Raw genomic sequence first — 23,789 nt, forward strand, 5'->3', positions numbered from 1 at the left:
TAAACGGTGTATGCATTTTTATATTCGCCATCGCGAAATAAAATGATTACGTAATTAGAGGGACACCTTATGAATAAATCATTTCGCCTGAATCAACTGGCTATCAGTATGAGTATGATTCTGGGCAGCAGTTTTCTTTTGTCACCGGCACTGGCAAATACGTGCGCGGAAACGTTATATACAGGAACCTGCGGATTAAAAGAAAATCCCACTTTATGGTCTTTCACCGCACCAACCCAGGATGGGGCTATTGATAGCACGGCAAAAGCGCAGAATATTTATTTTTCTGGCCCTTCCCGCACCGCTTCGGATACGCAGCAAATTCTCGTCGATGGCGCGAATCTGAGCAACTATTTCATCAACGTCAGTCGGGGCGGAACAGCCAACGTTGAGATGATCAATCATGCCGCGGTGGACTTCATCGAGGCGGGAAATTCGGGTGCGCAAACCCATACCCATATCGTCGTTGACGCTTCAACCCTGAATGGGGCCACGAAGGGGAGGCATTATGATATCGATAAGGCTCCGACAGCTAAGGACTATCTTGCCGGGAATGCCATTTATCTCGACTCCGCCGACAGCGGTAATGCTGATATTGATATTCAGAACAACAGCCTGGTTAAAGGGAGGATCTTCGCGGGCGGGGCGGGTGAGCATGATATTACCGTGCAGGACAGCCGTATTCAGACTGGCGGCATTTTGCTGAGTATGACCAAAAATAATAACGCGATTACGGTCCAGAACAGTGTCATCGATTCTACCGGCAACTATGCCAAATCGGCCAATGCGATAGACATTACAAATATCGCCGCCATGCAAAACAAAACACAAGCGATTGTGGTCGACCGTAGCCAGCTAACAGGTTCGGTAATGCTCGCCAGTTCAGGCAGCACTAACACGCTGTCCGTTACGGATTCCAGCATCACCAAAACCACCCAAAAAGACGGTAACGCCATTAGCATGTCCAATGGCAAAACCACCCAATTGACCGTCAACAACGACAGCAACATTGTCGGCCATGCGGTGCTTTCCGGCTCAGACAGCATTACCGCCTCGCTGGCAGACTCCTCCCTTAACGGCAACCTGATTGCCAACAAAGCCGCACTGATAGCGATGGATATCACCCGCTCCGTGCTGACGGGCAATATCGACGCCAGCACCGGCAAAGGCAGCGTGGATCTGCATCTGACCGACAGCACCCTCTCCGGGGACGTCAATCTGAAAGGCACAACGGTACTCCGCTCCGATCTCTGGCTGGATAACACTGAGGTGGCGGGCCAGCTGTACGGCAGCGGCGACGCAAGCACCCTGCACCTGACGAACATGCCTGAGTTTGGCGGGACGCAGTTCAGCAACTTTGGCACGCTGGCCGTTGCGGGCGACCTGGTCCTGACCGACGGTTTTACCGACGCCAACGTGGGCAACGCCCTGACCGTTAACGGCACCACGGTGACCGCCCCGGTGCAGCTGAGCAGCGGTAATTTAACCTTTGATAACACCAAACTGATCGCCGATACCCTGGCGCTGAGCAGCGGCGCGTCGCTGAACATGGTCAACCATAGCCAGCTGCAAACCCGTTCCGACCAGCTGTTCAACCTGGCGGCCTCCTCCCTGCTGCCTGAAGGCTATAACGAGACCGGCGCGGGCATGAGCTTTACCGACAGCACGCTGATCCTGACCGATGACACCTACCATCTGGACTATGTGAAGGCAGTCAATGACCTGCTGGGCGCGACGGAAGGCAACAGCCTGGTGATGCTCGGCACCCTGCAGAATGCGGATAATGTGGCGGGCACCGCCAGCGTGATCGACGCCGCCATGACCCAGGCGGTGCTGGCTAATACCCAGGTCACCTCCAGTAAAAACCAGCTCAGCATCGGCGAGAAAGATGCGATCACCGATGATGCCATATTCGTGCGTAACGGCTTTGGCGCGGCACAGCTGCGGTTTGAAGGTGAAGGCCAGCCGTCAGTGGCGATTGGCGGCAACCAGACCCTGACCCTGACCGGGGCCGCAGGCGCGTTGTTCGACGTGGCTGACGCACCGGATACGCCTGTTGCGGTCGCGGTCAATAACGGAACGCTGAACTTAGGCACCACGGCGATGCAGGATGTGACCGGCCACCTCACCGGTACCGTCACCGTGGCTTCGGAAGGCACCCTGAACATCGTGGCAGGCGACCATACTCTGGTCTCCGGCGGATCCGCGGCCGGCGTTATCAGCAGTGGCCTGGTCACCGTGCAACAGCAGGCCACCCTGCACAGCGACATGGCGCTGCAGGAGAGCGCTCAGCTGGCGGTGAACGGTTCCCTGCAGGCAGGGCAGCTTACGGCCAGCCAGGATGCGCAGATCACCGTCGGTGATGCCACCGCTGCGGGTACGCTGATGGCAGAACGTTTGGATCTGCAGGGTGCGCGGATGTTTATCGACCCGGCATGGACCGAGGGCGGCACGCTGGCTAACGCCTCCCGCGTGACGAGTGGCGGCAATGAGATCAACGGTCGCGTGACCGTGGGTCAGAACGCCCTGCTGGTACTGGGGGATACCACTACTACCGCAGCAGAAGCCCGTTTCGCTGAGAGCGGCTTAACCTGGGGTGAAAACGCCATCACGGCGGCGGTCTCTGTTCATACCCCGCAATTCCTTAACGCCTCCCAGGGCGGGCTGCGGGTGGACGGCTCTCTGACCGGCAACTCCGCCGACCGTGACGCCGCCTTTAATACTGTCGACTTTGCCGACCACTCTCTGCTGATGGTTAACACCAAAGAGATGACCAACGGCCAGGCGGCGCTGAATGCGACCGACGGCAGCCTGAACGTGGCGGATAGCGCCGCACTCTACGTTGCCGATGCGAAGGCCAACCAGACCTACGCGGTTGCCCGGGGCTTTAGCGACGTCAATCTCACCGGAAACGGCTGGCAGAATGAGAACCTGCTGCTGAACAAACTGCTAACGGCCACCACCGAGGAGCGTGACGGCGCGGTGCTGGTCACCACGAAGGCGCGCGCGGCACAGGACGTTCTGCCGGGCGTAGTCACCACCCATGCGCTGGATCAGCTTATCGCCAGCGGGGAGAACTCACGTTCTGCCAGCCAGGCGGGGGCGCGTTATCTGTCGGTAGCCATCGACACGCCACAGGCGAGCGTGGATGAGGTGGTGAGAACCGTCAACAGCGCGGCGCAGATCGCCACCGCGGGCGGGGTGCAGCACAACACCTGGGCGGCGGGCAATGCGGCGGTGGATGCCGTCCTGGAGCGTAACTCCGTTGCTAACCTGGCTCTTCAACCTGCGGACACCGACGCCAGCGTCTGGGTTCACACTCTGTACGGTAACCCGCGCAGCAGCGACCTGAACGCCGGGAACCTGAGCTACGGCCAGAACAGCAAATTCTATGGCCTGATGATGGGAGGAGATAAAGCCTGGCAGACCGAACACGGCACCCTGCGCAGCGGCGCGGCGTTCCATGCCGGTAATGGCGACAGCGATTCACGCGGCGACGTCAACGCCACCCACAATGATTTCAGCTTCTGGGGCGTTACTCTGTACCAGAACTGGAACCAGGATCGCTGGAACCTGACGGGCGATGTCAGCCTGACCCAGACCAGCAACGATGTTGACCAGAAACAGCCGGGCTGGATGGAAGCAGGCAATAAGCTGAAGGCGAACGTGGACGGGATGCTGTTCAGCGCGGGCGTGCGGGGCGAGTACCTGATCGAAACCGACGTGCTGGATATCATTCCTCATGCGGGCGTGCGCTATAACCAGCTCACGACCGAGGCCTTTGATACCAAAAATGGTCAGGATGAACGCGTCTTCCATACCGATAAAGGTACCCAGAACATCTGGCAGTTCCCGGTAGGGGTAAAAGTGGCTAAAACCTTCGCGCTGGATTCCGGCTGGAAGATGAGTACTCAGGCCGATGCGGGCGTGGTTGCCGTCACCGGCGACCGGGAGAGTCAAAATACCCTGCGCACCGTGGGCATCAGCGGCAGCGATACCATCCGCGCAGAGATCATGGACGATACCGCCTTCAACGGCCAGTTGGGGGTCAAAATGCAAAAAGGCACGATGACCTTCGGCGTGGGCTATAACGTGAATGCCTCTCAGCACGACACCAGTCAGACAATGAGCGCCACCTGGTCGCTCGCCTTCTAAAACCAATAAGCCGCATACGTGAGTATGCGGCTTTCTTTTATAACCAGAGGCGAATATTAATTTATCGCGTTATGCGAATGACGCTCAGATCCGTTTTTCCCTTCAGAAAATAGCAGAAACTGTGACGCCGAAATATATTGTTCAACCGCATTCCACGCCACAACATCAGTATATAACTCCGTAATCAGGGTCAGCAGACACTGCTTTTTGTTTATCCATACGGCATGATGGGCGGTCTGGCTGTAGTTTTTTTCGATAAGCGCTACCAGAAGAGCTTTAACGTCTTTAAGCGCTTTGCGCAGCGGAATGGGGACATCACTGCTTCCGAGACGGGATATATAATTTTCGGACAGTGCGGCAAGGCTGTCTACCGTCCCTGTGCCCTCCGATAATGAAATAATACTCTGGAACAGCACGCTCTCTGCGTAACTCTTCATTTTAGACACAATATATCTTCTCCCTGTTAATACATTGCACTTTTAAACAACGCCCTATTTAGCTGGCGGGATCGCAGGCTAATTTTTTTATGCTACATGAGATTAATCGATGGCGATAATAGTAAAAGCAGAGATGCGAAAATTCTCAAACCAAATAGATTTAATTTATGAATAAATTCAGCATTACATATAAGCGATGCAAATAATTATGAAGCAGCGTTACGCGCTGACGCCGGGTGGCGCTGCGCTTACCCGGCCTACGATTCGTGCGGTTGGTGCCGTGTGGGCATCGGCGCGCCGGACGCCGGGTGGCGCTGCGCTTACCCGACCTACGGTTCGTGCGGTTGATGCCGTGTGGGTGTTTTTGTAGGCCCGGCAAGCTTGCGCCGTCGGGCGTTTTTTAGCCGAGGAGCGACTTCGGTTCCATAAACGCGCTGATCCCCCACGCCCCCATCTCGCGTCCCACGCCGGAGTGCTTGAACCCACCAAAGGGCGCTTCAGGCTCATGGGCGAGGGTATTTACCAGCACACGACCGGACTGGATCTGCTCCGCCACGCGTCGGGCGCGTTCCGCGTCACTGCCCAGCACCAGCGCGCTCAGGCCGTAGTCGGTGTCGTTGGCAATGGCGATGGCTTCTGCCTCGTCGCGATACGGGATCACGCACAGCACCGGGCCAAAAATCTCCTCCCGGGCGATGGCCATCTGGTTATGCACATCGGTAAACAGCGTCGGACGGACAAACCAGCCGTCCCGGGTGCCTTCCGGCCGTCCTTCCCCGCCCGCGAGCAGGCGCGCGCCCTCCTCCAGCCCTTTGCGAATATACCCCTGCACCCGCTGCCACTGTTTTTCACTGACCATCGGGCCGACCTCGGTGGCGTTATCGCGCGGATCGCCCGATTTGACCGCCGCGATAGCCTGGGCCAGCGCCTGCTCGAATTCCGCTTTCCGCGACTGCGGCACCAGGATGCGCGTACCAGCCACGCACGCCTGCCCGCTGTTCATCAGCCCGGCCTGCACCGCCAGCGGAACGGCCTGGTTGATATCGGCATCATCAAGAATAAGCGTCGGGGATTTACCGCCCAGCTCCAGGGTGACGCGGGTAAAGTTCTCCGCCGCGTTGCGCAGGATCGCTTTGCCGGTCTGCGTTGACCCGGTAAAGGAGATTTTCGCAACAAGAGGGTGACGGCTGATGGTCTCCCCCACCGTGTCGCCGCGCCCGGTAACGATGTTAAACACCCCCGGCGGCAGGTCGGCGGCGTGCAGCGCCTCGGTCACGATCTGCGTCTGCAGGGCGCTCATCTCGCTGGGCTTGATCACCGCCGTGCAGCCTGCGGCCAACGCCGCTGCCAGTTTGCCGCAGATAAAGCCCGCGTCGCTGTTCCACGGGGTGATCAGTCCGGCCACGCCCAGCGGGATCATCTCTACCCTGGCTGCGCCTGCCGTGGTGGTGAATTCAAACGCCTTCAGCGCCGTAATCGCCTGGCCAATAACCTCCGCCGGATAGCGTGCCATCCACGCCGAGCGCGACGCGGGTGCGCCGTACTCCTCGATCACCGCCTCCAGCAGATCGTCGTGACGGGCCGCCACCGCAGCCTGCATCCGTTGCAGCGCGGCAATGCGCTCCTGCTTTGTGGTTTGCGACCACGCCGGAAAAGCGGCTTTCGCGGCGGCAATGGCGAGTTCAGCATCCACCGCGTCGGCCAGCCGCACCTGGCCGATCGTTTTCGCCGTCGCCGGATTACAGAGATCAAAACGCTCAGTGCCGTGTGGGGTGACAAATTCACCGTTGATATAGATCTGTTCGATGTGCTGCATATAAACCTCCTCAGGCTGGATGAACCCAGTCTGGCACGCCTTCTCCGTTGCGATAATCCACGCTATGCTGCAAAGGTTGTTTCGATTTTCAGGATAATCTATGCACCGTTCAGGACTGACCGAGCTGGAAGTGGTGATGGCTGTCGTGCGTCGCGGCAGCTTTCGCGCTGCCGCCCAGGAGCTGGGGATGTCGGCCACCGCCGTGAGCAACGCCATTGCCGGGCTGGAGAGCCGTCTGCAAACCCGCCTGTTTAACCGCACTACCCGCAGCGTGGGGCTTACCGACGCCGGGCAGCGCTATGTGGCGCGCATCGGCCCGGCGTTGCAGGAAATTCGTCAGGCGGATGAAGAGATCCACAGCGATACCGACGAGCCTGCCGGTACCCTGCGCCTGAATATTCCCAATAATGTCGGCGCGCTGTTCCTGGATGCGCTGCTGATCGACTACATGATCCGCTACCCAAAAATGCGCGTCGAGGCGGTGAGCGAAGCGCGAATGATCGATATCGTGGCGGAGGGCTACGACGCCGGGGTGCGCCTCGCGGAGTCGGTGCCGCAGGACATGATCGCCGTTGCACTCACTCCCGACATTCGTCAGCTGGTCACTGCCACGCCAGACTATTTTGCCCGTTACGGCAGACCGCAAACCCCGGACGATCTGCTGCATCATCAGGGGATCGGTATGCGGATGGCCCACGGGGGGATCTATCGCTGGGAGCTGGCGCGGCGCGGGGAACAGATCGCCCTGGCGGTGCCGCCGCGTTTTGCCACCTCGGATCTGTTTGCCTCAATCCGGGCGGTAAAAGCGGGTCTGGGGGTGGGATTTTTACCGGAACTCTATATTCAGCAGGAGCTGGAAAGCGGGGAGCTGGTGAGCGTGCTGGAGGAGTGGTCCCAGCCCTTTGCCGGGCTGCGTCTCTACTACCCCGGGCATCGCCACGTCCCGCCCGGGCTGCGGGCGCTGGTGGCGATGATCCGCGAGCGCGGTCTTACTCGAGGTTAGCTTTGTTCAGGCCATAGGCGCCATCCAGCGCGCCGGGTTCCATACGGGAGGTGATCCCTAAGCGGTTCCAGGCGTTGATCGCCACGATCGCAAAGTTCAGCTCGGAGATCTCAATCTCCGAATAGTGTTCCGCCACGCTGCGGTATAGCACGTCGCTGACGCCGTGCGGGCCGATCTGGGTCAGGGCTTCGGTGAAGGCCAGCGCCGCTTTTTCACGGGCGCTGAACAGCGGTGACTCGCGCCATGCGGTCAGGTGGTAGAGGCGCAGCTCGCGCTCACCGGCAATTTTGGCCTCTTTCGAGTGCATATCCAGACAGAAGGTACAGCCGTTGAGCTGGGAGACGCGGATGTCGATCAGGTGCTTCAGCGCCGGGTCGATGGAGGTCTGGCTCACCGCCATGCTCAGGTCGGAGAGCGCTTTAGCGAGGGCAGGTGTGGCTTTATGATGGTTAACGCGAGTGCTCATTGTCTTTCCTCTTGATGTGCGGCATATGAAATGCGATGGGGCAAATCTACGCCGTTCATGACATAGTAAAAAGATACAAAAAGCGCGAAATGAGGTAGGACATGAAGCCGGGCTATCACGACATCTACACCCGCTACCGGGACAACATCACCCGCGGCGTCCTCAAACCCGGCGACAAGGTGCCCGCCATCCGCGTGCTGGCGGAAGAGCTGAAGGTGGCGCGTAAAACGGTTGAAACCGCCTATGCCATTCTGATCGGCGAGGGCTATCTGGTGAGCCAGGGGGCGCGCGGCACGCGGGTCAACCCGGACTTAACCCTCCCCGCCATGCCTCCACCGCCCGATGACCCGCTGACGGGCCAGCTGCCGGAATCGCTGGTCAGCCAGCGGGAACGGGCGGGCTTTTTGCGCCCCGGCATCCCGGCGCTGGACAGTTTCCCGTATAAAAAGTGGCTGCTGCTGGCGGGCCAGGCGGTGCGCGCCATGCGTCAGGAGGAGATGCTCAACCCGCCAGTGATGGGCTGGGCTCCCCTGCGTCAGGCGATCGCCAGCTACCTGAATATCTCCCGCGGCTTGTCCTGCACGCCGGACCAGGTGCTGATCACCAGCGGCTACAGCGGCAGCCTGCGGCTGATCCTCGACACCCTCGCCAGCCGCAACGACAAGGTGGTGTTTGAAGATCCGGGCTATTTTATGGGCCAGCAGCTGCTCCGGCGGATCGTTCCGCGCCTGCACACCGTGCCGGTGGATCGTTCCGGGATGGACACCGACTATCTGCTGCGCCAGCACGCCGACGCCCGTTTTGCCATTGTCACTCCGTCGCATCAGAGCCCGCTGGCAGTGACGCTCTCGCTGCCGCGCAGGCAGCTGCTGCTCGACTGGGCCGGGCAGAACGAGGCCTGGATCATCGAGGACGACTATGACGGCGAGTTTCACTACACCCGCAAGGTGTTGCCGTCGCTGAAAAGCCTCGATCGTCAGGATCGGGTGATCTACATGGGTACCTTCAGCAAAACGGTGATGCCCTCCCTGCGCCTCGGCTATGTGGTGATGCCCGCCAGCACGGTATCGGCCTTTAACGACTGCGCCGATCTGCTCGCCAGCGGCCAGCCGGTGCTGACGCAGAAGATCCTCACCGCCTTCCTCAACGACGGCCACTTCTTCCGCCATCTGAAAAAGATGCGCGCCCTCTATCAGCAGCGGCGCGACTGGATGATTGCCGCCCTGCACGAGGTCTACGGGGATCGGTTCTTCACCGAGCAGAACGACGGCGGGATGCATATCGTGGCGTTTTTAACCACAGGCAGCTGCGACCAGGAGATCGCCCGCTGCTGGCAACAGCAGCAGCTGCAGGTGAATGCCCTGTCGGCGTGGTACAGCGGGTCGGACAAGCGCTACGGGCTGGTGATGGGGTACAACAACGTGCGCAGCTATGACGAGGCCGTTGCCCTACTCACGCGACCGAAGATCCAAACCTGCGATCTTCTTAAATAGCAACCACCTGATTTTGCACCATAAAAGGCTGAATTCAGATAATGATAAAGGTATGAATTACCGCGACGGCCTTTATAATCAACGCGCAAATTTAACACCTACAGGGACAAGAAAAATGAAATCACTTCTGGGATTCGATTATCTGTTAACGCCGCGCGTGCTGGTCTTCTTCTACTGGATCGCCATGCTGTTTATCCTCATCGGCGGGATCTACTCCATGTTTACCGAACATCTGATCGCTGGCTTTTTCGGGATGCTGTTCAGCCTGATCGGTACCCGCGTGATGTTTGAGCTGATCATGGTGGCATTTAAAAATAACGAATATCTGCGCCGTATTGCGGAAAACACCGGAAAACCTGGCGTCGAGTGATGCCTTTTATGCCGGGTGGCGGCTGCGCCTTACCCGGCCTACGATTCGGATGTGTTTGTAGGCCCGGTAAGCGCAGCGCCACCGGGCAATACACTACACATCAAATCGCGACAGCCCGACATCCTTTAACTGCTCATCGCTCATGCCGTGCAGAATCCGGCGCGTGCGGTTAATGCGATACCACTTTTTCATCGCCCGCCCGATCCAGATAAACACCGCAAACGGCCGTTTGGCCCGGTTTTCGTAAAATTCCATGATGCGCTCCTCACCGTGTCAGTGTGGTTATCATCACGGAAATCGGGATCGACAATACAGATTCAAAAACAACTTTTGTTTAACATACAGATCCGCTAATAATGCCTCTGAATGGCATTTATTGCCGCAATCTGTACTGGTCTTTGCATCTGTATGGTGAAAACAAAGGATACAGCATGACGCGCTACCAACATCTGGCCAATCTGCTGGCCCAACGCATTGAACAAGGGCTGTATCGCAGCGGGGAGCGTTTACCCTCGGTGCGCGCGCTGAGCCAGGAGCACGGGGTCAGCATCAGCACCATACAGCAGGCCTATCACATCCTCGAAAATTTACAGCTGATCACCCCCCAGCCGCGCTCAGGCTATTTTGTCTCCTCGCGCAAAGCGCAGCCGCCGGTTCCGGCGATGACCCGCCCGGTGCAGCGCCCGGTAGAGGTGACCCAGTGGGATGAGGTGATGATGCTCCTCGATGCCCGCGCCGATAAGGAGATGATCTCCTTTGGCGGCGGCTCGCCGGATCTGAACCAGCCGAGCCTGAAGCCACTGTGGCGCGAGATGAGCCGCATTGCCCAGCATAATCCCGGGGAGATGCTGAGCTACGACGTGCTGGAGGGGCGGCAGGAGCTGCGCGAGCAGATCGCGCGCCTGATGCTGGACGGCGGCTCGACGGTGGCGGCAGATGAGATTGTGATCACCAACGGCTGTCACGGGGCGCTGTCGCTGGCCCTGCTGTCGGTATGCCAGCCGGGGGATATCGTGGCGGTGGAGTCGCCGTCGTTCCACGGCACCATGCAGATGCTGCGCGGGTTTAACATCAAGGCGATTGAGATCCCTACCGATCCGCAAACCGGGATCAGCATCGAAGCCCTGGAGCTGGCCCTGGAGCAGTGGCCGATCAAAGCGGTGATCCTGGTGCCCAACTGCAATAACCCGCTCGGGTTTATCATGCCGGAGGCGCGCAAACGTCAGGTGCTGGCCCTGGCCCAGCGCCACGATATTGTCATTGTGGAGGATGATATTTACGGCGAGCTGGCGGCGGAGTACCCGCGCCCGCGCACCATCCACTCGTTAGATATCGACGGACGCGTGCTGCTCTGCAGCTCCTTTACCAAAACCGTGGCCCCCGGGCTGCGCGTCGGCTGGATTGTGCCGGGGCGGTATTACGACCGGGTGATGCACATGAAATATGCCGCGGGCGGGTTTAACGTGCCGGCCACGCAGATGGCGGTGGCAGCGTTTATCCGCGACGGGCATTACCATCGTCACGTGCGCCGTATGCGCCAGATTTATCAGCAGAATATGGAGCGTTACACCTGCTGGGTACGGCAGTATTTCCCGGCGGAGATTTGCGTCACGCGCCCGCAGGGCAGTTTCCTGCTGTGGGTGGAGCTGCCGGAACAGGTGGACATGGTGTGCGTCAGCAAACAGCTATGTCGCCTGAAGATCCAGGCCGCGGCGGGATCGCTGTTTTCGGCGTCGGGGAAGTATCGCAACTGCTTGCGGATCAACGTGGCGTTACCGCCGAATGAGAAAAACCGCGAGGCGTTGAAGAAGATGGGTGAGGCGATTCATATTGCGATGGAGGAGTAGTGGGGCATATTGCGGCCTGATGCCCTCACCCCGACCCTCTCCCACGGGGAGAGGGAGCAAACACAAAAAACGGCAACGAGGTTGCCGTTTTGCTTTTACCTCCACATCAGAACTTCCACGACACGCTGCCAACGATGCTGCGCTCGGCACCAAAGTAGCAGTATGACAACGAGTTACACGCCGCCACGTAGCTTTCGTCCGTCAGGTTGTTAACGTTCAGCTGGGCACTCACTCCCGTCAGCCCGACCTTCGACAGGTCATAGCCCACCGCCAGATCCACCAGGGTGTAGGACGGCAGCGTATGGGTGTTCATGCGATCGCTGGTCACGCCGTTCACATACCGCACGCCGGAGCCCACCGTCAGGCCATCGAGCGGTCCGGTTTTGACGTCATAGCTGAGCCAGCCGCTGGCCATATTGCGCGGCGCATAGACCGCACGCTTGCCCTCTTCCTCCGGGCTGCTCTTCTTGTAGCGAATATCGGTGTAGGTATAGGCCGCCTGCAGACGCAGGTTGTCGGTCAGCTGCCCTACCGCTTCCAGCTCCACCCCTTCAGATTCGATCTCGCCAATAGAGCGGTACGGATCGGTCGGCTCCTCTTTGGTGGCGATGTTTTTCTGGTTGATGCGGAACACCGAGGCGCTGAACTGGCTGTTCATCCCTTCCGGCTCAAACTTCACCCCCGCTTCCCACTGCTTGCCTTCCATCGGATCCAGCAGATCGCCGTTGGCGTCGGCAAAGCTGGTCGGGGTGAAGGCGGTAGAGTAGCTGATGTACGGCGCGATGCCGTTATCAAACAGGTACAGCAGCGCCGCACGGCTGCTGAAGTTGTTTTTATCCAGATCGCTACGGGTATCGTTGAGCTTGTCGATATTCGACACGCTCACCTGGTCGTAGCGACCGCCCAGGGTCAGACGCCAGCGGTCCAGCGAGAGCTGATCCTGCAGGTAGTAGCCGGTCTGGCGCAGCTTGTGCTTCTCCTGGCTGTACATGGTGATGTAGTCAGGCTTCGCGCCGTACACCGGGTTAAAGGCGTTGATCGGCGGGAAACCGCCGTAATAGCCGGTGGTATTGTTGCTGCGATCCTGATAGTCGAGGCCAATCAGCACCCGGTGGTTCACCGCCCAGGTATCGAAGCTGCCATCGATCTGGTTATCGAGGGTGATGGCATCCATCTTCTCGTCCGAGCCGGAGTATCCGCGGTTAAGCTCGGTTTCGTTCAGCCAGCCGGCAGCGTAGACCTGATTCAGCTCCACTTTGGTATGCAGATAGCGCAGCTTCTGGCGCACCGACCAGCCGCTGTCAAACATATGCTCGATGTTGTAGCCGACCATCTCCTCGCGGCGATCGTACTTGTCATAATCATCCTCGCCTTCGAAGAAGGTGTTGGAGATCATCTTCCCGTTATGCGGCACCACGGTGCCGTCGTACGGCAGGCCGGAGTGGCTCCCGCCCTCAGGATCGCGGTGAAGATAGGCCATCAGATCCAGACGGGTGTTATCGGTGATGCGCCAGGTCAGGCTTGGCATCAGGGCGTAACGCTCTTCCTTCAGGGGATCGAACTGGGAGTCGGCATAGCGGGTCATGCCGCTAAGACGGGCTGCCACGCGATCGTTGTCGTCCAGCGCGCCGGTGACATCAAACATCGCCCCGCGCTGATCGTTATTCCCGGCGAACAGCTTGATCTCGCCGCCTGGATCGAACGAAGGTTTGCGCGAGGTGAGCGCCACGATCCCGCCCGGGGACGAGCGGCCATACAGCACCGAAGCCGGGCCGCGCACCACTTCAATATTTTCCAGGAACCAGGGATCGACCACCAGCGAGCTGTGGGAGTTGGTGTCGCCCATCATCTTCAGGCCGTCGAGGTAGACGTTGTCCAGGCTGCCGTCGGAGAAGCCGCGCAGCACGATGTAGTCAAAGCGGTTTGAGGCGCCGATCTGGTTGCTGTAGACGCCCGGGGTGTAGCTCACCGCCTGACGTACGCTGGTAGCACCCTGCTCTTCGAACTGCTCGCGGGTAACGATCGACACCGCCTGCGGGGTCTCAATATCGGGGGTCGCCAGCTTGGTGGCGCCGCTCTGCATTTGCGAGGTCACCACCACGGTTTCGGTTTTCGGCGTCTCCTGCGCCATCAGGGGGAGTGCAACGCTCCCGGTAACCCATCCCACTACCAGTGCCAGCCGCGATTTAGCGAACATGAAAATCTCCAAAACCATTTCTAATTGTTAATAAGAATTATTACCTTTTTCATTTGGAAGATAGCTATGCGCGCCGCCAGAGTACGTATGCGTAATGCCAAACCGCATCAATAGCGTTGGCGATCGGGGAAAAGCGGGTTAACGGCTGCTGCGGATCGTGCCGGGACAGACGCCGTAGCGACGACGAAAGGCGGTGGCAAAGTTGGTGGCGTGCTGATAGCCCGACATCCACGCCGCCTGCTGCACGCTGTGGCCTTCCAGCAGATAGCGCCGCGCCTGCGCCAGACGACAGTCGCGCAGGTAGTCGAACACCGTGCAGCCGTAGGCCTGGCGGAACTTGCTGCGCAGGCTGCTGGGGCTCATCGCCGCCCGGGCCGCCAGCTGGGCGAGGGTGTAATCCTGCTCCGGGGCCTGTTCCAGCAGGTGGCGGATCTGCTCCAGCCGGGCGTGCTCACCGCTGGACGCCGCTGCCAGCGCCGTACCCTGCTGCTCCCGCAGGTGCAGGCCGTGGCCCAGCAGTTGGTACATTACCCCTTCGAGCAACAGCTGGCGCGAGAGGCTGCTCCGCTCGCGCTGTCGGGCATGCTGAATACCGGCCAGCACAAAATCGGGTACCTGCCAGACAAAGGTAGGCGCGTTAAGTTTCTCCCACTGCGCCAGCAGAGAGGCGAGCAGGCTTTCACGGCGGGCATCATCAGGGTAGACGCCAAAGGAGAGGGTTTTCAGGGCAATGTCCGCATCGTGACGGGCCGACATCGCCTGCTGTTCGCTCAGCCTGGCGCTGAACGCCATACCGGGCCGGACCGAGTAAACTTCGCCGCTGAGGGTCAGGGTCACGCAACCTTCCAGCACCACCAGCACGTACAAGGGGCTGCTGTGGCGGGAGGTGGTTTCATAGGGTTGCAGCACGCGTACATCGGAATGGGTTAACGAAATGCCGGACGGGAGGGTCATCTCTTCGACATCACCGTGCAGCACGGGGCTGGTGTTGGCACAGGTATCGGTCAGCAGGGGAAAGCGGTAGTCAATGCCGTAGCGCTCGCCAAATACCTTAAAGTCTGCCACGGAAAAGGTTTTTTTCGTTGCAGCGGTCGGATTATGGAGCCTTGTGTTGGACATGCCTGCGCCTGGAGGAAGCTATTAAAAATAAAACAGTATCACTCCTTTAGCGCGGCGGCAATGCAGGTAAAATTGCCGCCTTTTCAGCAATATTAAGCTCCAGCGAAACGCCAGAGCCAAATATTAATAAAGTGGATCGTCAGAGCATTACGCCTCTTGCCAGCTCGCAAACGTCTCTTCATGATTTTTATTCAGCACCACTTTATTGCCGTCAATTTTATCGACCCATTCCAGCGGGATATAATGGTGTTTGCCGCCGGATTCGGAATCGTTTTTCGCCAGCTTAATACGCTCGCCGTCAAGATGGTCAACCGTGCCGACATGGTGACCGCAGCTTGCAACAACCGGAGCATGTTCCTTGATTTCACTCTTGTTTACCATGGTTAATTCTCCTCATCATGTGTTTACGCGTTGTGATACGAAACTAACTGTAGACCATAAATCCATTATTTACCGCTTCATTAGCATTTCGAAACATTATTTACGCAACGGTCTGGAGGTTATATTAAATATATAAGAATGTGCCGAGAAATATTCTATGCCCGTTACTGTGCGACATAATTAATATCACGCACTCAACACGGAGGCATATATGGTAGAAGCAAATCACACCGAAATATCCCTGGCTCTTGGTGAAGCGGTTTTAGAGGTTGTGCAAAAAGGCCAGGAGGTGTCGAGAGAAAATCTTGCCCGGGCCATGAAAAGCAAAGCCGAGCGAGAAAGCGATGACGAGCGTCTTCTGGATTACTGGAGAGCCTGTCATATCCTCGCGGCTTAACGTTGGCGGCGTGGGGCTTGCGCCCTGCGCCGCCGGTACGATCACTCGTCGAAGAACCAGTATCCCTGGTTAATCAGACCGGTCAGCTCTTTTACAAATGCCGGATTTTGCAGCGCAGCGCCGAGCTCCGCCTGGCCCAGCTCGGTGTAGCGGCACAGGGCATCCGCCGCCGTCGCGTCCACCGTTTCCAGCTGTTCGCTGTTGATAAAGACGCTGCCGCCGATATTCAGCACCCGCAGCCCGCTCAGGCGCGTCAGGATTTCACCGCCGAGCAGCGCGTCGAGCACCTCTTCAGACGTATATTCCGGCTCGGCAGGGGCAATATCCAGCTCATGGCGCGGGGTGGAGATGAAGCTGCCAAACCACTGCTTAAAGTCGTCCGGCTGGCTGATCATCTCGATCATCATCTTGCGCAGGCGTTCGAGTTCGTACTCCTCTACCCGACCCGGGTGTTCACGACAGGTCAAATCCGGATCGCTGTAGTGCTCGCCGCCCAGATCGTTTTCCAGCGCGTAATCGGCAAAGCTGCTGATCAGATCCCGGCCGTTCGGACCACGGAAGCCCACCGAGTAGTTAAGGGCCGTCTCGTGGGTGAAGCCGTCGTGCGGGAATCCAGGTGGAATGTAGAGGATATCGCCCGGGGCCAGATCTTCGTCGATGATCGGCTCAAAAGGATCGACATGCAGCAGCGCCGGATGCGGGCAGAACTGGCGCATCGGCAGTTTGTCCCCCACGCGCCAGCGACGGCTGCCCATCCCCTGGATGATAAACACATCGTACTGATCGATATGCGGGCCCACGCCGCCGCCCGGGACGGAGAAGGAGATCATCAGGTCATCCAGACGCCAGTCCGGGAGCACGCGGAACGGACGGACCAGCTCGGCAGCCGGAGCGTGCCAGTGGTTGACCGCCTGCGCCAGCAATGACCAGCCGGTTTCGCCCAGACCGTCGAAGTGCTCGAACGGACCGTTGCTGGCCTGCCATTTACCTTCTTTATGGCTGACCAGGCGACTGTCCACTTCCGGCTCCATCGCCAGACCTGCCAGCTCATCCGGGCTGATAGGATCGATAAAATTGGGCAGGGCGTTTTTTAATACGACAGGTTTCTTTTGCCAGTATTTTTCTAGAAATTCCGGCCAGTTGAGGTTGAGTTGATACGCCATGGTTAGCACCAGTGAAAAGACAAACGGGCCTGATTATAGAAAGAGGCCGGGCCAGGCTGCCTTGTCGTGGGTCAAGCGGAGATGAAATCTGCTGCATTCAGCCATTCGCATGACACAGCTTGACAGTTTCACGCTTTATCGTGAGCGCGAGTTACAGAGCGACTTATATCGTTAATGACAAAGAGTGTATTGCTATGAGGCCTGCCATGAGCCCATTTATCGAACTGCCCGTTTCCGCCAGTGTGAAGACCCTGATGGGGGTCTATACGCGAAAACAGAACCCGTCCGTTTTCGCACCTGTGGCCGACGAGCTGCCTGCGGGGAGCCGCATCAGCGTGCAGGCGACAGTGGTGGGCGATGCGGTGCAGGGCAATCCGCACTGGTACCGGATTGATGAGGATACCTTTATCTGGTCGGGTGCCTGTACCCGGATTGAGCCTTGCCCCACGTTTCCGCCCTACACTAAAGTCAAATGGACGGCGGTGGTGTTTGAGGTGCGTTAGCGCTCAGGTGATGAGCGCTACGTGCAGGGATTAATCCAGCTTTAACTCGTCATAGTGGGTAATGATTTTGCCCACGATACCGTAATCCAGCGCTTCTGCCGGGGACATCCAGAAGTTACGGTCGGTATCTTTTTTCACTTTCTCCAGCGGCTTACCGGTGGCGTCGGCAATCAGCTTATTCACCCGCTCCAGCATGCGAATAATTTCACGCGCTTCGATCTCGATATCCGTCGCCTGACCCCGTACGCCGCCCAGCGGCTGATGGATCATAAAGCGGGTATTCGGCAGTGCGTAGCGGTGCTCTTTTTTCGCCGCCAGGAAGATGGTGATCCCCGCGCTCGCCACCCAGCCGGTGCCAATGACATGCACGTCCGGGCGGATAAATTTAATAAAATCGTGAATGGTATCGCCCGCTTCCACGTGGCCGCCCTGGCTGTTGATATACAGCTTGATCGGATCGTTGCTGACGCTTTGCAACAGGATCAACTGGGTGATCACTTTCTCGGCCAGCGTCTGATTAATCTCACCGGAGATGATGATCGAGCGTGACTCAAGAAGCTTCTGCTGCAGCGCACCCGCGTCATTCTTCTGCTCTGCTTTCTCGGTGTTGTCGTTTTTCTGAAGGTATTGCATTGTTTTTTAACCTCGGCTTATGGCGCACAAAGTCAGAGTGTAACCTGTTTTTCCTGTAAGGGTTGTCAGGCACACGCATCCCGTGTGAGAAGTGATAAAAATCCGTTGTTATCACAAATTACCTGCAAAAAATCATCTCGTAGTCGGTTGGTTATTTTGTGATCCCACGCAACGCCTATACGCCAGCATATTTGCTTCGTCCCCGGAGAAATCAGTCTTACGCCCGCAGGCAATATATTACTAATACCGGCGGGTACAAATGCCACACCATTTTTTCCTGCGACTAGCGCCAGCAACGACGGAAGATCTTCTGTCGCAGAGACAGGTGCGGTGGAAAGGCGATTATTTTGCACGAAGCACGCTGTCTGGTGCGCGAGACAGGGGCTGGCAGCAGGATCGATTTGTAATAACGGATACGATAAAAGCACCTGTTGAATGTTATCGGGATCACAATGGCTATCCATGGGCACAGCAAGCATAAGTTGCTCTTCGCTTAACACTTTATATGCCAGTGAATCAGGTACCGGTAATCGTAAAAACCCGACGTGTAATGTTCCTTCCTGCAACATCCTCATCTGTATGGCAGAAGGAATGTGGCTAATAGAGATATCGCTTTGAGGAAATTTTTGCCGAAAAATATTAATCCATACAGGAGCACTGTGAAATGTCGAGATACCAAACCCGATCTTTAATTTACCGGCATTGACCTTATGTATTTCTTGCGCGAATGATAAAAATTCAGCATGAGAGATTAATAGTGACTGCGCTTTGACATACAGTTGCTTCCCCGCGCTCGTCAGCGCTGCACCATGGCGGCCTCGCTGGAAAAGTATCCCGCCCGTCATCTGCTCTAACAGCTTAATCTGCTTAGATAATGCAGGCTGCGTCAGAAACAAAACGTTAGCCGCTTTTTGGTAATTCCCTTTATCTGCTAGCGTAACAAAAGCACGCAGCAGCCTGATATCTATTCCAGCCATTTATCGAACCCAAACATATTGGAATTATACAAACCCTTGTCTTGGGTGACATGATAATTAATAACGGTCATTACAGCACCAAAATAAAAGGAGATTCAAAATGGATAATTCACAAGACAGGTTGGCGGCGGTGTTATTTGATATGGACGGCGTACTTATCGATTCCAATGCGGTTATTGAGCGCGCCTGGCATGAAGCCGCTGCGATAACGGAAAAAACGCTGACCCGGGAGGACATTATTAATCATATTCATGGGCAACCTGGTCCTCATACGCTCCAGGCACTCTTCGGCGATCTCCCTTTCGCGGCCCAGCAAAACGTGCAGGCGCATGTTATTGATGTAGAAAATACTGCCAATTATGATCCTGTCCCCGGTGTTGTCCCCCTGATCGTTGCCCTGAATGCAGCCGGGGTCAGCGTAGGGATCGTAACCAGCGGCTGGCGGCAAAAAATCGATCGCGTGATGGCTACGCTTCAGATTGAGGATTGCATTTCAGTGATTGTCGAACGTGATGACGTATCACGCGGTAAGCCCTTTCCGGATCCCTACCTTCTCGCCGCAAAGCGCCTTGCGATCCCTGCCAGTCAGACTCTTGTCTTCGAAGATTCCAGAAGCGGGGTGACTTCTGCGCACGCCGCAGGGGCCTATTGTGTCGGGATCGGAGGAACAGAATTACTGGATTGCGGTGCCAGAGTCACTATTCCTGATTTCACAGGTGTTGAAGTCTTTTCACACGCGGATGGTGATACGGTTCTCTCTTTTTGCCCCGGTCATCAGGTAATGATGAAAACACGCATCAATCTCAGGCGCTGATAATCCTCACATCCTGCGCCGCAAACGCCACGATCGCCTCCTGATCCAGGCTCGCCTCCACCACCAGCACGTCGATGTCGCGGCTTTTCGCCACCACAAAGCGCGCCACGCCGGGGATTTTATCGGTGGTGAGCGCCACAATGGTCTGGCTGCTCTGCGCAATCACCGCCTTCTTGAACTCGCAGTCGGCAAAGTCGAACCCGGTCAGCCCCATCCCCGGATCCATCGCGCAGCCGCCGATAAACGCCTGATCGAAAATAATTCCCTGGATCTGGCTCGCCGCCGTGGCCCCCACCGCGCCGCCGGAGGTGCGCTGGATCTGGCCGCCGGTGATGATCACCTCGCACAGGGGATGACGCAGCAGTTCGGTGGCAATCGCCGGAGAGTTGGTGACCACCGTAAGCGCAAGATCCGCTGGCAGAGCCTTCGCCAGCGCGAGGTTAGTGGTGCCGGTATCAATAAAAATACAGCTCCCTGTTTTGATGAGAGTTGCTGCTTTCTGCGCGATCGTGACCTTTTTGGCGTAATTTTTTTGCTCGCGGCTAAAGAAATTCCCGGCATCCGCCAGCTGCAATACCGCCCCGCCGTAGACCTTCTTACAGACCCCCTCTTTGCTAAGCTCATGTAAATCCCGGCGAATGGTGTGTTCCGACACCTGCATCCGGGTCGCCAGTTCGGCGCACACTACCCTGCCATTTTCCTGCAGGATCTGGCGGATCAGATCTTGTCGTTGTTCCGGGAAAGCTGCATAATCGAGCATAAATTATCTTCTCTGGATTTGAATCGAGCAACAATGCGCATAATGTTGCATGACAGCGCGCTCTGTCAATCCACCAGGCCTTAAACCGGAGCGTCACGATGAAATACGATGATAATTACCGCCAGCAGGTGCCCGCCACCAGGCCCCATGACGGCTTCCTGTTTGAGCCCGTAACCGCCAATGCGCGCGCCGGGGAAAAGGAGCAGCATAAAACACCGGCCTCCCCGGGACTGAAACCTTATAAGGATGTGAAATGACCCAGCAGACCACCGGCGCCGTTCAGCGGCTTGCCACCCGGATCGTCTTTTTTATTGCCGGCTACGTCACCGCCACCTGGGCGGTGCTGGTGCCCTACGCGAAGGCCAATACTGGTGTCAACGAGGCTACGCTCGGCTCGCTGCTGCTGTGCCTGGGAATGGGGGCGCTGATTGCGATGCCGCTCACCGGGATGCTGACCAGCCGCTACGGCTGCCGTCGGGTGATTGTCACCGCGCTGGCGATCGTGATGCTCACCACGCCTCTGCTGGCGATCATTCCGGATCCGCGCCTGCTCGCCGCCGCATTGCTGCTGTTCGGCGTGGGCGTGGGGGTGACGGACTGCGCCATGAACATTCAGGCGATCATCGTCGAGCGCGACTCGCCCACGCCGGTGATGTCCGGTTTTCACGGTATGTACAGCGTCGGCGGGATTGCGGGCGCGGGGGCGATGACCCTGCTGCTGACCCTCGGAGCCAGCGCCTTTGCCGCCTGCCTGATCATCATCCTGAGCGTCATTCTGATGCTGGCCGCCAGCCTGAAAGGGCTGCTGCCGTGGGCCAACCCTGCCTCCGGCCCGGCCTTTGCCGTACCCCGCGGCGTGGTGCTGCTGATTGGTGCCATCTGCTTTGCGGTGTTTCTTGCCGAAGGGACGGTGCTGGACTGGAGCGCGGTGTTCCTGACCGAAGTGCGCGGCGTACCGGAGTCGCTGGGCGGGCTGGGCTTCACCTGCTTTGCGGTGGCGATGACCCTTTTCCGCTTAACCGGCGACAAACTGATTGCCCGTACCGGCGCCCTGCGCGCGGTGGTCGGCGGCGCGCTGGTGGCTGCCGTCGGCTTTGCGCTGGTGACCTTTGTCCCGCAGTGGCAGCTGTCGCTGGTCGGTTACGTGCTGGTGGGTGCCGGCTGCGCCAATATCGTGCCGGTGATGTTCTCCGCCGTTGGCCGTCAGACCCGCATGCCGCAGGCGGTTGCCGTACCGGCCATCACCACGCTGGGCTATCTCGGCGTGCTCGCCGGACCCGCGATTATCGGCTACGTGGCGCATGCCACCTCATTAACCCAGGCGTTTATGGTCATTATGGTGCTGATGCTGGTCGTCGCCGCGCTGTCTGTGACCGTCACCGCCAACCAACCCGCCCGCAGCGAGGGATAAGATGAATATTGCACATGTCGCACTCTGGACCCGCAACCTGGACGCCCAGGTCCACTTCTGGGAAACGGTGTTTGGCGCACGCTGTAACGAGCGCTACCTGAGTAAAAACCGCCCGGGATTTGCATCGCACTTTATGACCCTCAGCGACGGGCCGACCATCGAGCTGATGACCGTCCCGGATCTGCCCGATGCCCCCGCCCACCCGGAGTTTATCGGCTGGGCGCATATCGCCCTGAACGTCGGAAGCAAAGGGGATGTGGATCGCATGGCGGAGCAGGCGCGGTTAAACAACACGCTACTGAGCGCCCCGCGAATGACCGGGGATGGCTATTACGAAGCCGTGATTGCGGATCCGGATGGGAACCGTATTGAGCTGGTGGGGGAGTGAGTACCCACTGAATACTACCTGGAGTAAAAGCCCCGCAATGCGGGGCTTTTTCGTTTATTTCGTTTGTTGTGCTTTTCGTTTGTTTCGATTACAGTTCTCTATGGTGTACTTTTACTCACCGTAAACATGAAACTCGACACTACTGGAATACTGAAATGACAAACTCACTTCTGAACAGCCTTACGTTACCGGCTCCAAAGGAGATTGAGGCAGCTGTACGCGGACAAAGGGAGCTTGCTACGTTTCTGTCCACAAAGCAGGAAACGCAAAAAATTACGATCCAGGATGCACAGGATGTCACTCATCAAATAGAGCTGCCAACCTCTTCACTGACGCTTCTGATGAGTATTCTCGGTGAACTTGCTGCGGGCAACGCCGTCCAGGTTGTGCCTGTGCATGCCGAACTAACTACGCAGGAAGCAGCCAATATCCTGAATGTTTCTCGCCCACATATGGTGAAACTTCTCGAGGAAGGCAAGCTACCGTTCCATAAAACTGGCCGTCATCGCCGTATTCTTTTTGCAGACCTGATGAAGTACAAAGATCAGCGTGATGCAGAAAGCATACAAGCACTTCGCGAGCTGGCGGAACAAAGTCAGGAGCTTGGCTTTTACTGATGACACACTCACCCTATCCCGTCGTTCTTGATGCCTGCGTGCTATACCCATCAATGCTGCGGGATCTTCTCATGCACATAGGGAAGACTGGCTTATATCAGCCCAAATGGACTACCCAGATACACGATGAATGGCAGCGAAATCTGCTTATTAATCGCCCTGATATCACCCCAGACCAGCTGAAGCGCACCGAAATGCTAATGAATAAAGCCTTCGGCGACGCCTGCGTATCAGGGTATGAGAGCATTATTGATGGCCTTAACCTGCCGGATCAGGATGACAGGCATGTGCTCGCCGCAGCTATTCGTTCGGATTCCGAAGTGATTGTGACCTACAACCTTGTCGATTTTCCTGGCGGAAACCTCGCTGAATTTGATGTCGAAGCGCTTCACCCTGATGAGTTCTTATCAGACCTTTTTGACCTGAACCATGCGCTGGTTCTCGAGGCGGTGAGAATGCAGCGTTCGCATCTGCGTCATCCGCCCCTCACCCCAGACCAATTTTTGCAAGGCCTGCTACAGCTGGGCTTGCCGAAAACAGTGACTGAGCTGGAAAAATATAGAGTAATGATTTAGCCCTCTCTGCGGCATGCGCCTGAACCCACTGCGTTTATCACTCACCCCTTATCAATTGCCGACAATTTAACCAATTCTGGCCTACGCTTACTCAATGTGAAAAGCGGTTTTGAAAAACCACATATTGCTTTCATATAGTTATCATATTGTTAAATGATAATGATAATTAATGTGTTAGAGTAGTTGCGTTCGAAGGCTGCCACCATAATCGCTTGAACATCAGGGGGTGGTTTTCACGCTGAGCGAAAATCCTCTCATCTCTGTCAG

General features: G+C 57.4%; 24 protein-coding genes. 13 read left to right on the forward strand and 11 right to left on the reverse strand.

Annotation, left to right across the window (positions count from 1 at the left end):
• Nucleotides 1-69 precede the first annotated feature (69 nt).
• Nucleotides 70-4,155, forward strand: a complete 4,086-nt coding sequence (locus tag LG383_RS16230) for an autotransporter outer membrane beta-barrel domain-containing protein (RefSeq protein ID WP_225759668.1) — start codon at nt 70-72, stop codon at nt 4,153-4,155.
• Nucleotides 4,156-4,211: 56 nt separating this feature from the next.
• Here LG383_RS16230 and LG383_RS16235 read toward each other — a convergent pair whose 3' ends face one another.
• Both LG383_RS16235 and LG383_RS16240 read right to left on the reverse strand, forming a co-directional pair.
• Complete coding sequence (locus tag LG383_RS16235; protein WP_225759669.1) at nt 4,212-4,601, reverse strand: hypothetical protein; 390 nt, start codon at nt 4,599-4,601, stop codon at nt 4,212-4,214.
• A gap of 391 nt (nt 4,602-4,992) precedes the next feature.
• On the reverse strand, nt 4,993-6,408 hold the full coding sequence (locus LG383_RS16240) for an aldehyde dehydrogenase family protein (RefSeq protein WP_225759670.1): 1,416 nt from the start codon (nt 6,406-6,408) through the stop codon (nt 4,993-4,995).
• Nucleotides 6,409-6,508: 100 nt separating this feature from the next.
• Here LG383_RS16240 and LG383_RS16245 point away from each other — a divergent pair, with 100 nt between their 5' ends.
• Nucleotides 6,509-7,411 carry a LysR family transcriptional regulator gene (locus tag LG383_RS16245; protein ID WP_225759671.1) on the forward strand — a complete coding sequence of 301 codons (903 nt, stop codon included), beginning with the start codon at nt 6,509-6,511 and terminating at the stop codon, nt 7,409-7,411.
• Here the strand turns inward: LG383_RS16245 and LG383_RS16250 are convergent.
• Nucleotides 7,398-7,877, reverse strand: a complete 480-nt coding sequence (locus LG383_RS16250) for a carboxymuconolactone decarboxylase family protein (protein ID WP_142488079.1) — start codon at nt 7,875-7,877, stop codon at nt 7,398-7,400. The genes LG383_RS16245 and LG383_RS16250 overlap by 14 nt on opposite strands.
• 101 nt (nt 7,878-7,978) lie before the next feature.
• On the opposite strand from LG383_RS16250, the gene LG383_RS16255 reads away from it, so the two are divergent.
• Both LG383_RS16255 and LG383_RS16260 read left to right on the forward strand, forming a co-directional pair.
• Complete coding sequence (locus LG383_RS16255) at nt 7,979-9,370, forward strand: PLP-dependent aminotransferase family protein (RefSeq protein WP_225759672.1); 1,392 nt, start codon at nt 7,979-7,981, stop codon at nt 9,368-9,370.
• Between the two features lie 115 nt (nt 9,371-9,485).
• Nucleotides 9,486-9,740 (forward strand): DUF4282 domain-containing protein, encoded by a 255-nt coding sequence (locus LG383_RS16260; protein WP_106995664.1) that lies wholly within the window; start codon nt 9,486-9,488, stop codon nt 9,738-9,740.
• A gap of 93 nt (nt 9,741-9,833) precedes the next feature.
• Here the strand turns inward: LG383_RS16260 and LG383_RS16265 are convergent, their stop codons facing one another.
• The gene (locus tag LG383_RS16265) at nt 9,834-9,995 is read right to left on the reverse strand and encodes a DUF1127 domain-containing protein (RefSeq protein ID WP_225759673.1); all 162 of its coding nucleotides are present in this window, start codon (nt 9,993-9,995) and stop codon (nt 9,834-9,836) included.
• Nucleotides 9,996-10,171: 176 nt separating this feature from the next.
• On the opposite strand from LG383_RS16265, the gene LG383_RS16270 reads away from it, so the two are divergent.
• Nucleotides 10,172-11,587: a PLP-dependent aminotransferase family protein gene (locus LG383_RS16270; protein ID WP_225759674.1), complete on the forward strand. Its 1,416-nt coding sequence runs from the start codon at nt 10,172-10,174 to the stop codon at nt 11,585-11,587.
• A gap of 106 nt (nt 11,588-11,693) precedes the next feature.
• On the opposite strand, the gene foxA is transcribed toward LG383_RS16270, so the two are convergent.
• From foxA to LG383_RS16285, 3 genes are all read right to left on the reverse strand, one after another.
• Entirely contained in the window at nt 11,694-13,802 is a 2,109-nt protein-coding gene (gene foxA, locus LG383_RS16275) for a ferrioxamine B receptor FoxA (RefSeq protein WP_225759675.1), read from the reverse strand.
• 120 nt (nt 13,803-13,922) lie between these two features.
• Nucleotides 13,923-14,903 carry a helix-turn-helix domain-containing protein gene (locus tag LG383_RS16280; RefSeq protein ID WP_225759676.1) on the reverse strand — a complete coding sequence of 327 codons (981 nt, stop codon included), beginning with the start codon at nt 14,901-14,903 and terminating at the stop codon, nt 13,923-13,925.
• 147 nt (nt 14,904-15,050) lie between these two features.
• Complete coding sequence (locus LG383_RS16285) at nt 15,051-15,284, reverse strand: DUF2171 domain-containing protein (protein WP_106995659.1); 234 nt, start codon at nt 15,282-15,284, stop codon at nt 15,051-15,053.
• Between the two features lie 211 nt (nt 15,285-15,495).
• On the opposite strand from LG383_RS16285, the gene LG383_RS16290 reads away from it, so the two are divergent.
• Entirely contained in the window at nt 15,496-15,681 is a 186-nt protein-coding gene (locus tag LG383_RS16290; RefSeq protein ID WP_106995658.1) for a DUF2767 domain-containing protein, read from the forward strand.
• 41 nt (nt 15,682-15,722) lie between these two features.
• Here LG383_RS16290 and LG383_RS16295 read toward each other — a convergent pair whose 3' ends face one another.
• Nucleotides 15,723-16,844 (reverse strand): cupin domain-containing protein, encoded by a 1,122-nt coding sequence (locus LG383_RS16295; RefSeq protein ID WP_166181472.1) that lies wholly within the window; start codon nt 16,842-16,844, stop codon nt 15,723-15,725.
• A 206-nt stretch (nt 16,845-17,050) separates the two neighbouring features.
• On the opposite strand from LG383_RS16295, the gene LG383_RS16300 reads away from it, so the two are divergent.
• Nucleotides 17,051-17,347 carry an SH3 domain-containing protein gene (locus LG383_RS16300; RefSeq protein WP_225759677.1) on the forward strand — a complete coding sequence of 99 codons (297 nt, stop codon included), beginning with the start codon at nt 17,051-17,053 and terminating at the stop codon, nt 17,345-17,347.
• 30 nt (nt 17,348-17,377) lie between these two features.
• On the opposite strand, the gene LG383_RS16305 is transcribed toward LG383_RS16300, so the two are convergent.
• Together LG383_RS16305 and LG383_RS16310 are read right to left on the reverse strand one after the other, a co-directional pair.
• The gene (locus tag LG383_RS16305; RefSeq protein ID WP_225759678.1) at nt 17,378-17,980 is read right to left on the reverse strand and encodes an ATP-dependent Clp protease proteolytic subunit; all 603 of its coding nucleotides are present in this window, start codon (nt 17,978-17,980) and stop codon (nt 17,378-17,380) included.
• Nucleotides 17,981-18,045: 65 nt separating this feature from the next.
• Nucleotides 18,046-18,957, reverse strand: coding sequence for a LysR family transcriptional regulator (locus LG383_RS16310; RefSeq protein ID WP_106995649.1), 912 nt, complete (start codon nt 18,955-18,957; stop codon nt 18,046-18,048).
• 100 nt (nt 18,958-19,057) lie between these two features.
• Between LG383_RS16310 and LG383_RS16315 the strand changes: the two genes are divergently transcribed.
• On the forward strand, nt 19,058-19,771 hold the full coding sequence (locus LG383_RS16315; RefSeq protein WP_106995648.1) for an HAD family phosphatase: 714 nt from the start codon (nt 19,058-19,060) through the stop codon (nt 19,769-19,771).
• On the opposite strand, the gene LG383_RS16320 is transcribed toward LG383_RS16315, so the two are convergent.
• The gene (locus LG383_RS16320) at nt 19,761-20,531 is read right to left on the reverse strand and encodes a DeoR/GlpR family DNA-binding transcription regulator (protein WP_225759679.1); all 771 of its coding nucleotides are present in this window, start codon (nt 20,529-20,531) and stop codon (nt 19,761-19,763) included. The two genes, LG383_RS16315 and LG383_RS16320, sit on opposite strands and share 11 nt — an antisense overlap.
• Before the next feature lie 98 nt (nt 20,532-20,629).
• On the opposite strand from LG383_RS16320, the gene LG383_RS16325 reads away from it, so the two are divergent.
• From LG383_RS16325 to LG383_RS16345, 5 genes are all read left to right on the forward strand, one after another.
• Nucleotides 20,630-20,788, forward strand: a complete 159-nt coding sequence (locus LG383_RS16325; protein WP_166181469.1) for a hypothetical protein — start codon at nt 20,630-20,632, stop codon at nt 20,786-20,788.
• A complete protein-coding gene (locus LG383_RS16330; RefSeq protein WP_166181468.1) occupies nt 20,785-21,942 on the forward strand; it encodes an MFS transporter in 1,158 nt (385 codons plus the stop codon). The genes LG383_RS16325 and LG383_RS16330 overlap by 4 nt, the downstream gene beginning before the upstream one ends.
• 1 nt (nt 21,943) lies before the next feature.
• A complete protein-coding gene (locus LG383_RS16335; RefSeq protein WP_225759680.1) occupies nt 21,944-22,330 on the forward strand; it encodes a VOC family protein in 387 nt (128 codons plus the stop codon).
• A gap of 155 nt (nt 22,331-22,485) precedes the next feature.
• Complete coding sequence (locus tag LG383_RS16340) at nt 22,486-22,947, forward strand: helix-turn-helix domain-containing protein (protein WP_106995644.1); 462 nt, start codon at nt 22,486-22,488, stop codon at nt 22,945-22,947.
• The gene (locus LG383_RS16345; protein ID WP_225759681.1) at nt 22,947-23,522 is read left to right on the forward strand and encodes a PIN domain-containing protein; all 576 of its coding nucleotides are present in this window, start codon (nt 22,947-22,949) and stop codon (nt 23,520-23,522) included. The genes LG383_RS16340 and LG383_RS16345 overlap by 1 nt, the downstream gene beginning before the upstream one ends.
• Nucleotides 23,523-23,789 lie beyond the last annotated feature (267 nt).

This window comes from Leclercia sp. Marseille-Q4284 (assembly GCF_916618945.1).
Lineage (GTDB): Bacteria > Pseudomonadota > Gammaproteobacteria > Enterobacterales > Enterobacteriaceae > Enterobacter > Enterobacter tamurae.

Excerpts from the sequence above, each read along its gene's own strand:
- LG383_RS16245 (WP_225759671.1), top strand. The coding sequence starts at position 6,509 with ATGCACCGTTCAGGACTGACCGAGCTGGAAGTGGTGATGGCTGTCGTG.
- LG383_RS16285 (WP_106995659.1), bottom strand. The coding sequence starts at position 15,284 with ATGGTAAACAAGAGTGAAATCAAGGAACATGCTCCGGTTGTTGCAAGC.
- LG383_RS16340 (WP_106995644.1), top strand. The coding sequence starts at position 22,486 with ATGACAAACTCACTTCTGAACAGCCTTACGTTACCGGCTCCAAAGGAG.
- LG383_RS16280 (WP_225759676.1), bottom strand. The coding sequence starts at position 14,903 with ATGTCCAACACAAGGCTCCATAATCCGACCGCTGCAACGAAAAAAACC.
- LG383_RS16265 (WP_225759673.1), bottom strand. The coding sequence starts at position 9,995 with ATGGAATTTTACGAAAACCGGGCCAAACGGCCGTTTGCGGTGTTTATC.
- LG383_RS16230 (WP_225759668.1), top strand. The coding sequence starts at position 70 with ATGAATAAATCATTTCGCCTGAATCAACTGGCTATCAGTATGAGTATG.
- LG383_RS16255 (WP_225759672.1), top strand. The coding sequence starts at position 7,979 with ATGAAGCCGGGCTATCACGACATCTACACCCGCTACCGGGACAACATC.
- LG383_RS16250 (WP_142488079.1), bottom strand. The coding sequence starts at position 7,877 with ATGAGCACTCGCGTTAACCATCATAAAGCCACACCTGCCCTCGCTAAA.
- LG383_RS16310 (WP_106995649.1), bottom strand. The coding sequence starts at position 18,957 with ATGGCTGGAATAGATATCAGGCTGCTGCGTGCTTTTGTTACGCTAGCA.
- LG383_RS16270 (WP_225759674.1), top strand. The coding sequence starts at position 10,172 with ATGACGCGCTACCAACATCTGGCCAATCTGCTGGCCCAACGCATTGAA.
- LG383_RS16325 (WP_166181469.1), top strand. The coding sequence starts at position 20,630 with ATGAAATACGATGATAATTACCGCCAGCAGGTGCCCGCCACCAGGCCC.
- LG383_RS16300 (WP_225759677.1), top strand. The coding sequence starts at position 17,051 with ATGAGCCCATTTATCGAACTGCCCGTTTCCGCCAGTGTGAAGACCCTG.
- LG383_RS16240 (WP_225759670.1), bottom strand. The coding sequence starts at position 6,408 with ATGCAGCACATCGAACAGATCTATATCAACGGTGAATTTGTCACCCCA.
- LG383_RS16295 (WP_166181472.1), bottom strand. The coding sequence starts at position 16,844 with ATGGCGTATCAACTCAACCTCAACTGGCCGGAATTTCTAGAAAAATAC.
- foxA (WP_225759675.1), bottom strand. The coding sequence starts at position 13,802 with ATGGTTTTGGAGATTTTCATGTTCGCTAAATCGCGGCTGGCACTGGTA.
- LG383_RS16320 (WP_225759679.1), bottom strand. The coding sequence starts at position 20,531 with ATGCTCGATTATGCAGCTTTCCCGGAACAACGACAAGATCTGATCCGC.
- LG383_RS16335 (WP_225759680.1), top strand. The coding sequence starts at position 21,944 with ATGAATATTGCACATGTCGCACTCTGGACCCGCAACCTGGACGCCCAG.
- LG383_RS16260 (WP_106995664.1), top strand. The coding sequence starts at position 9,486 with ATGAAATCACTTCTGGGATTCGATTATCTGTTAACGCCGCGCGTGCTG.
- LG383_RS16290 (WP_106995658.1), top strand. The coding sequence starts at position 15,496 with ATGGTAGAAGCAAATCACACCGAAATATCCCTGGCTCTTGGTGAAGCG.
- LG383_RS16330 (WP_166181468.1), top strand. The coding sequence starts at position 20,785 with ATGACCCAGCAGACCACCGGCGCCGTTCAGCGGCTTGCCACCCGGATC.
- LG383_RS16305 (WP_225759678.1), bottom strand. The coding sequence starts at position 17,980 with ATGCAATACCTTCAGAAAAACGACAACACCGAGAAAGCAGAGCAGAAG.
- LG383_RS16315 (WP_106995648.1), top strand. The coding sequence starts at position 19,058 with ATGGATAATTCACAAGACAGGTTGGCGGCGGTGTTATTTGATATGGAC.
- LG383_RS16345 (WP_225759681.1), top strand. The coding sequence starts at position 22,947 with ATGACACACTCACCCTATCCCGTCGTTCTTGATGCCTGCGTGCTATAC.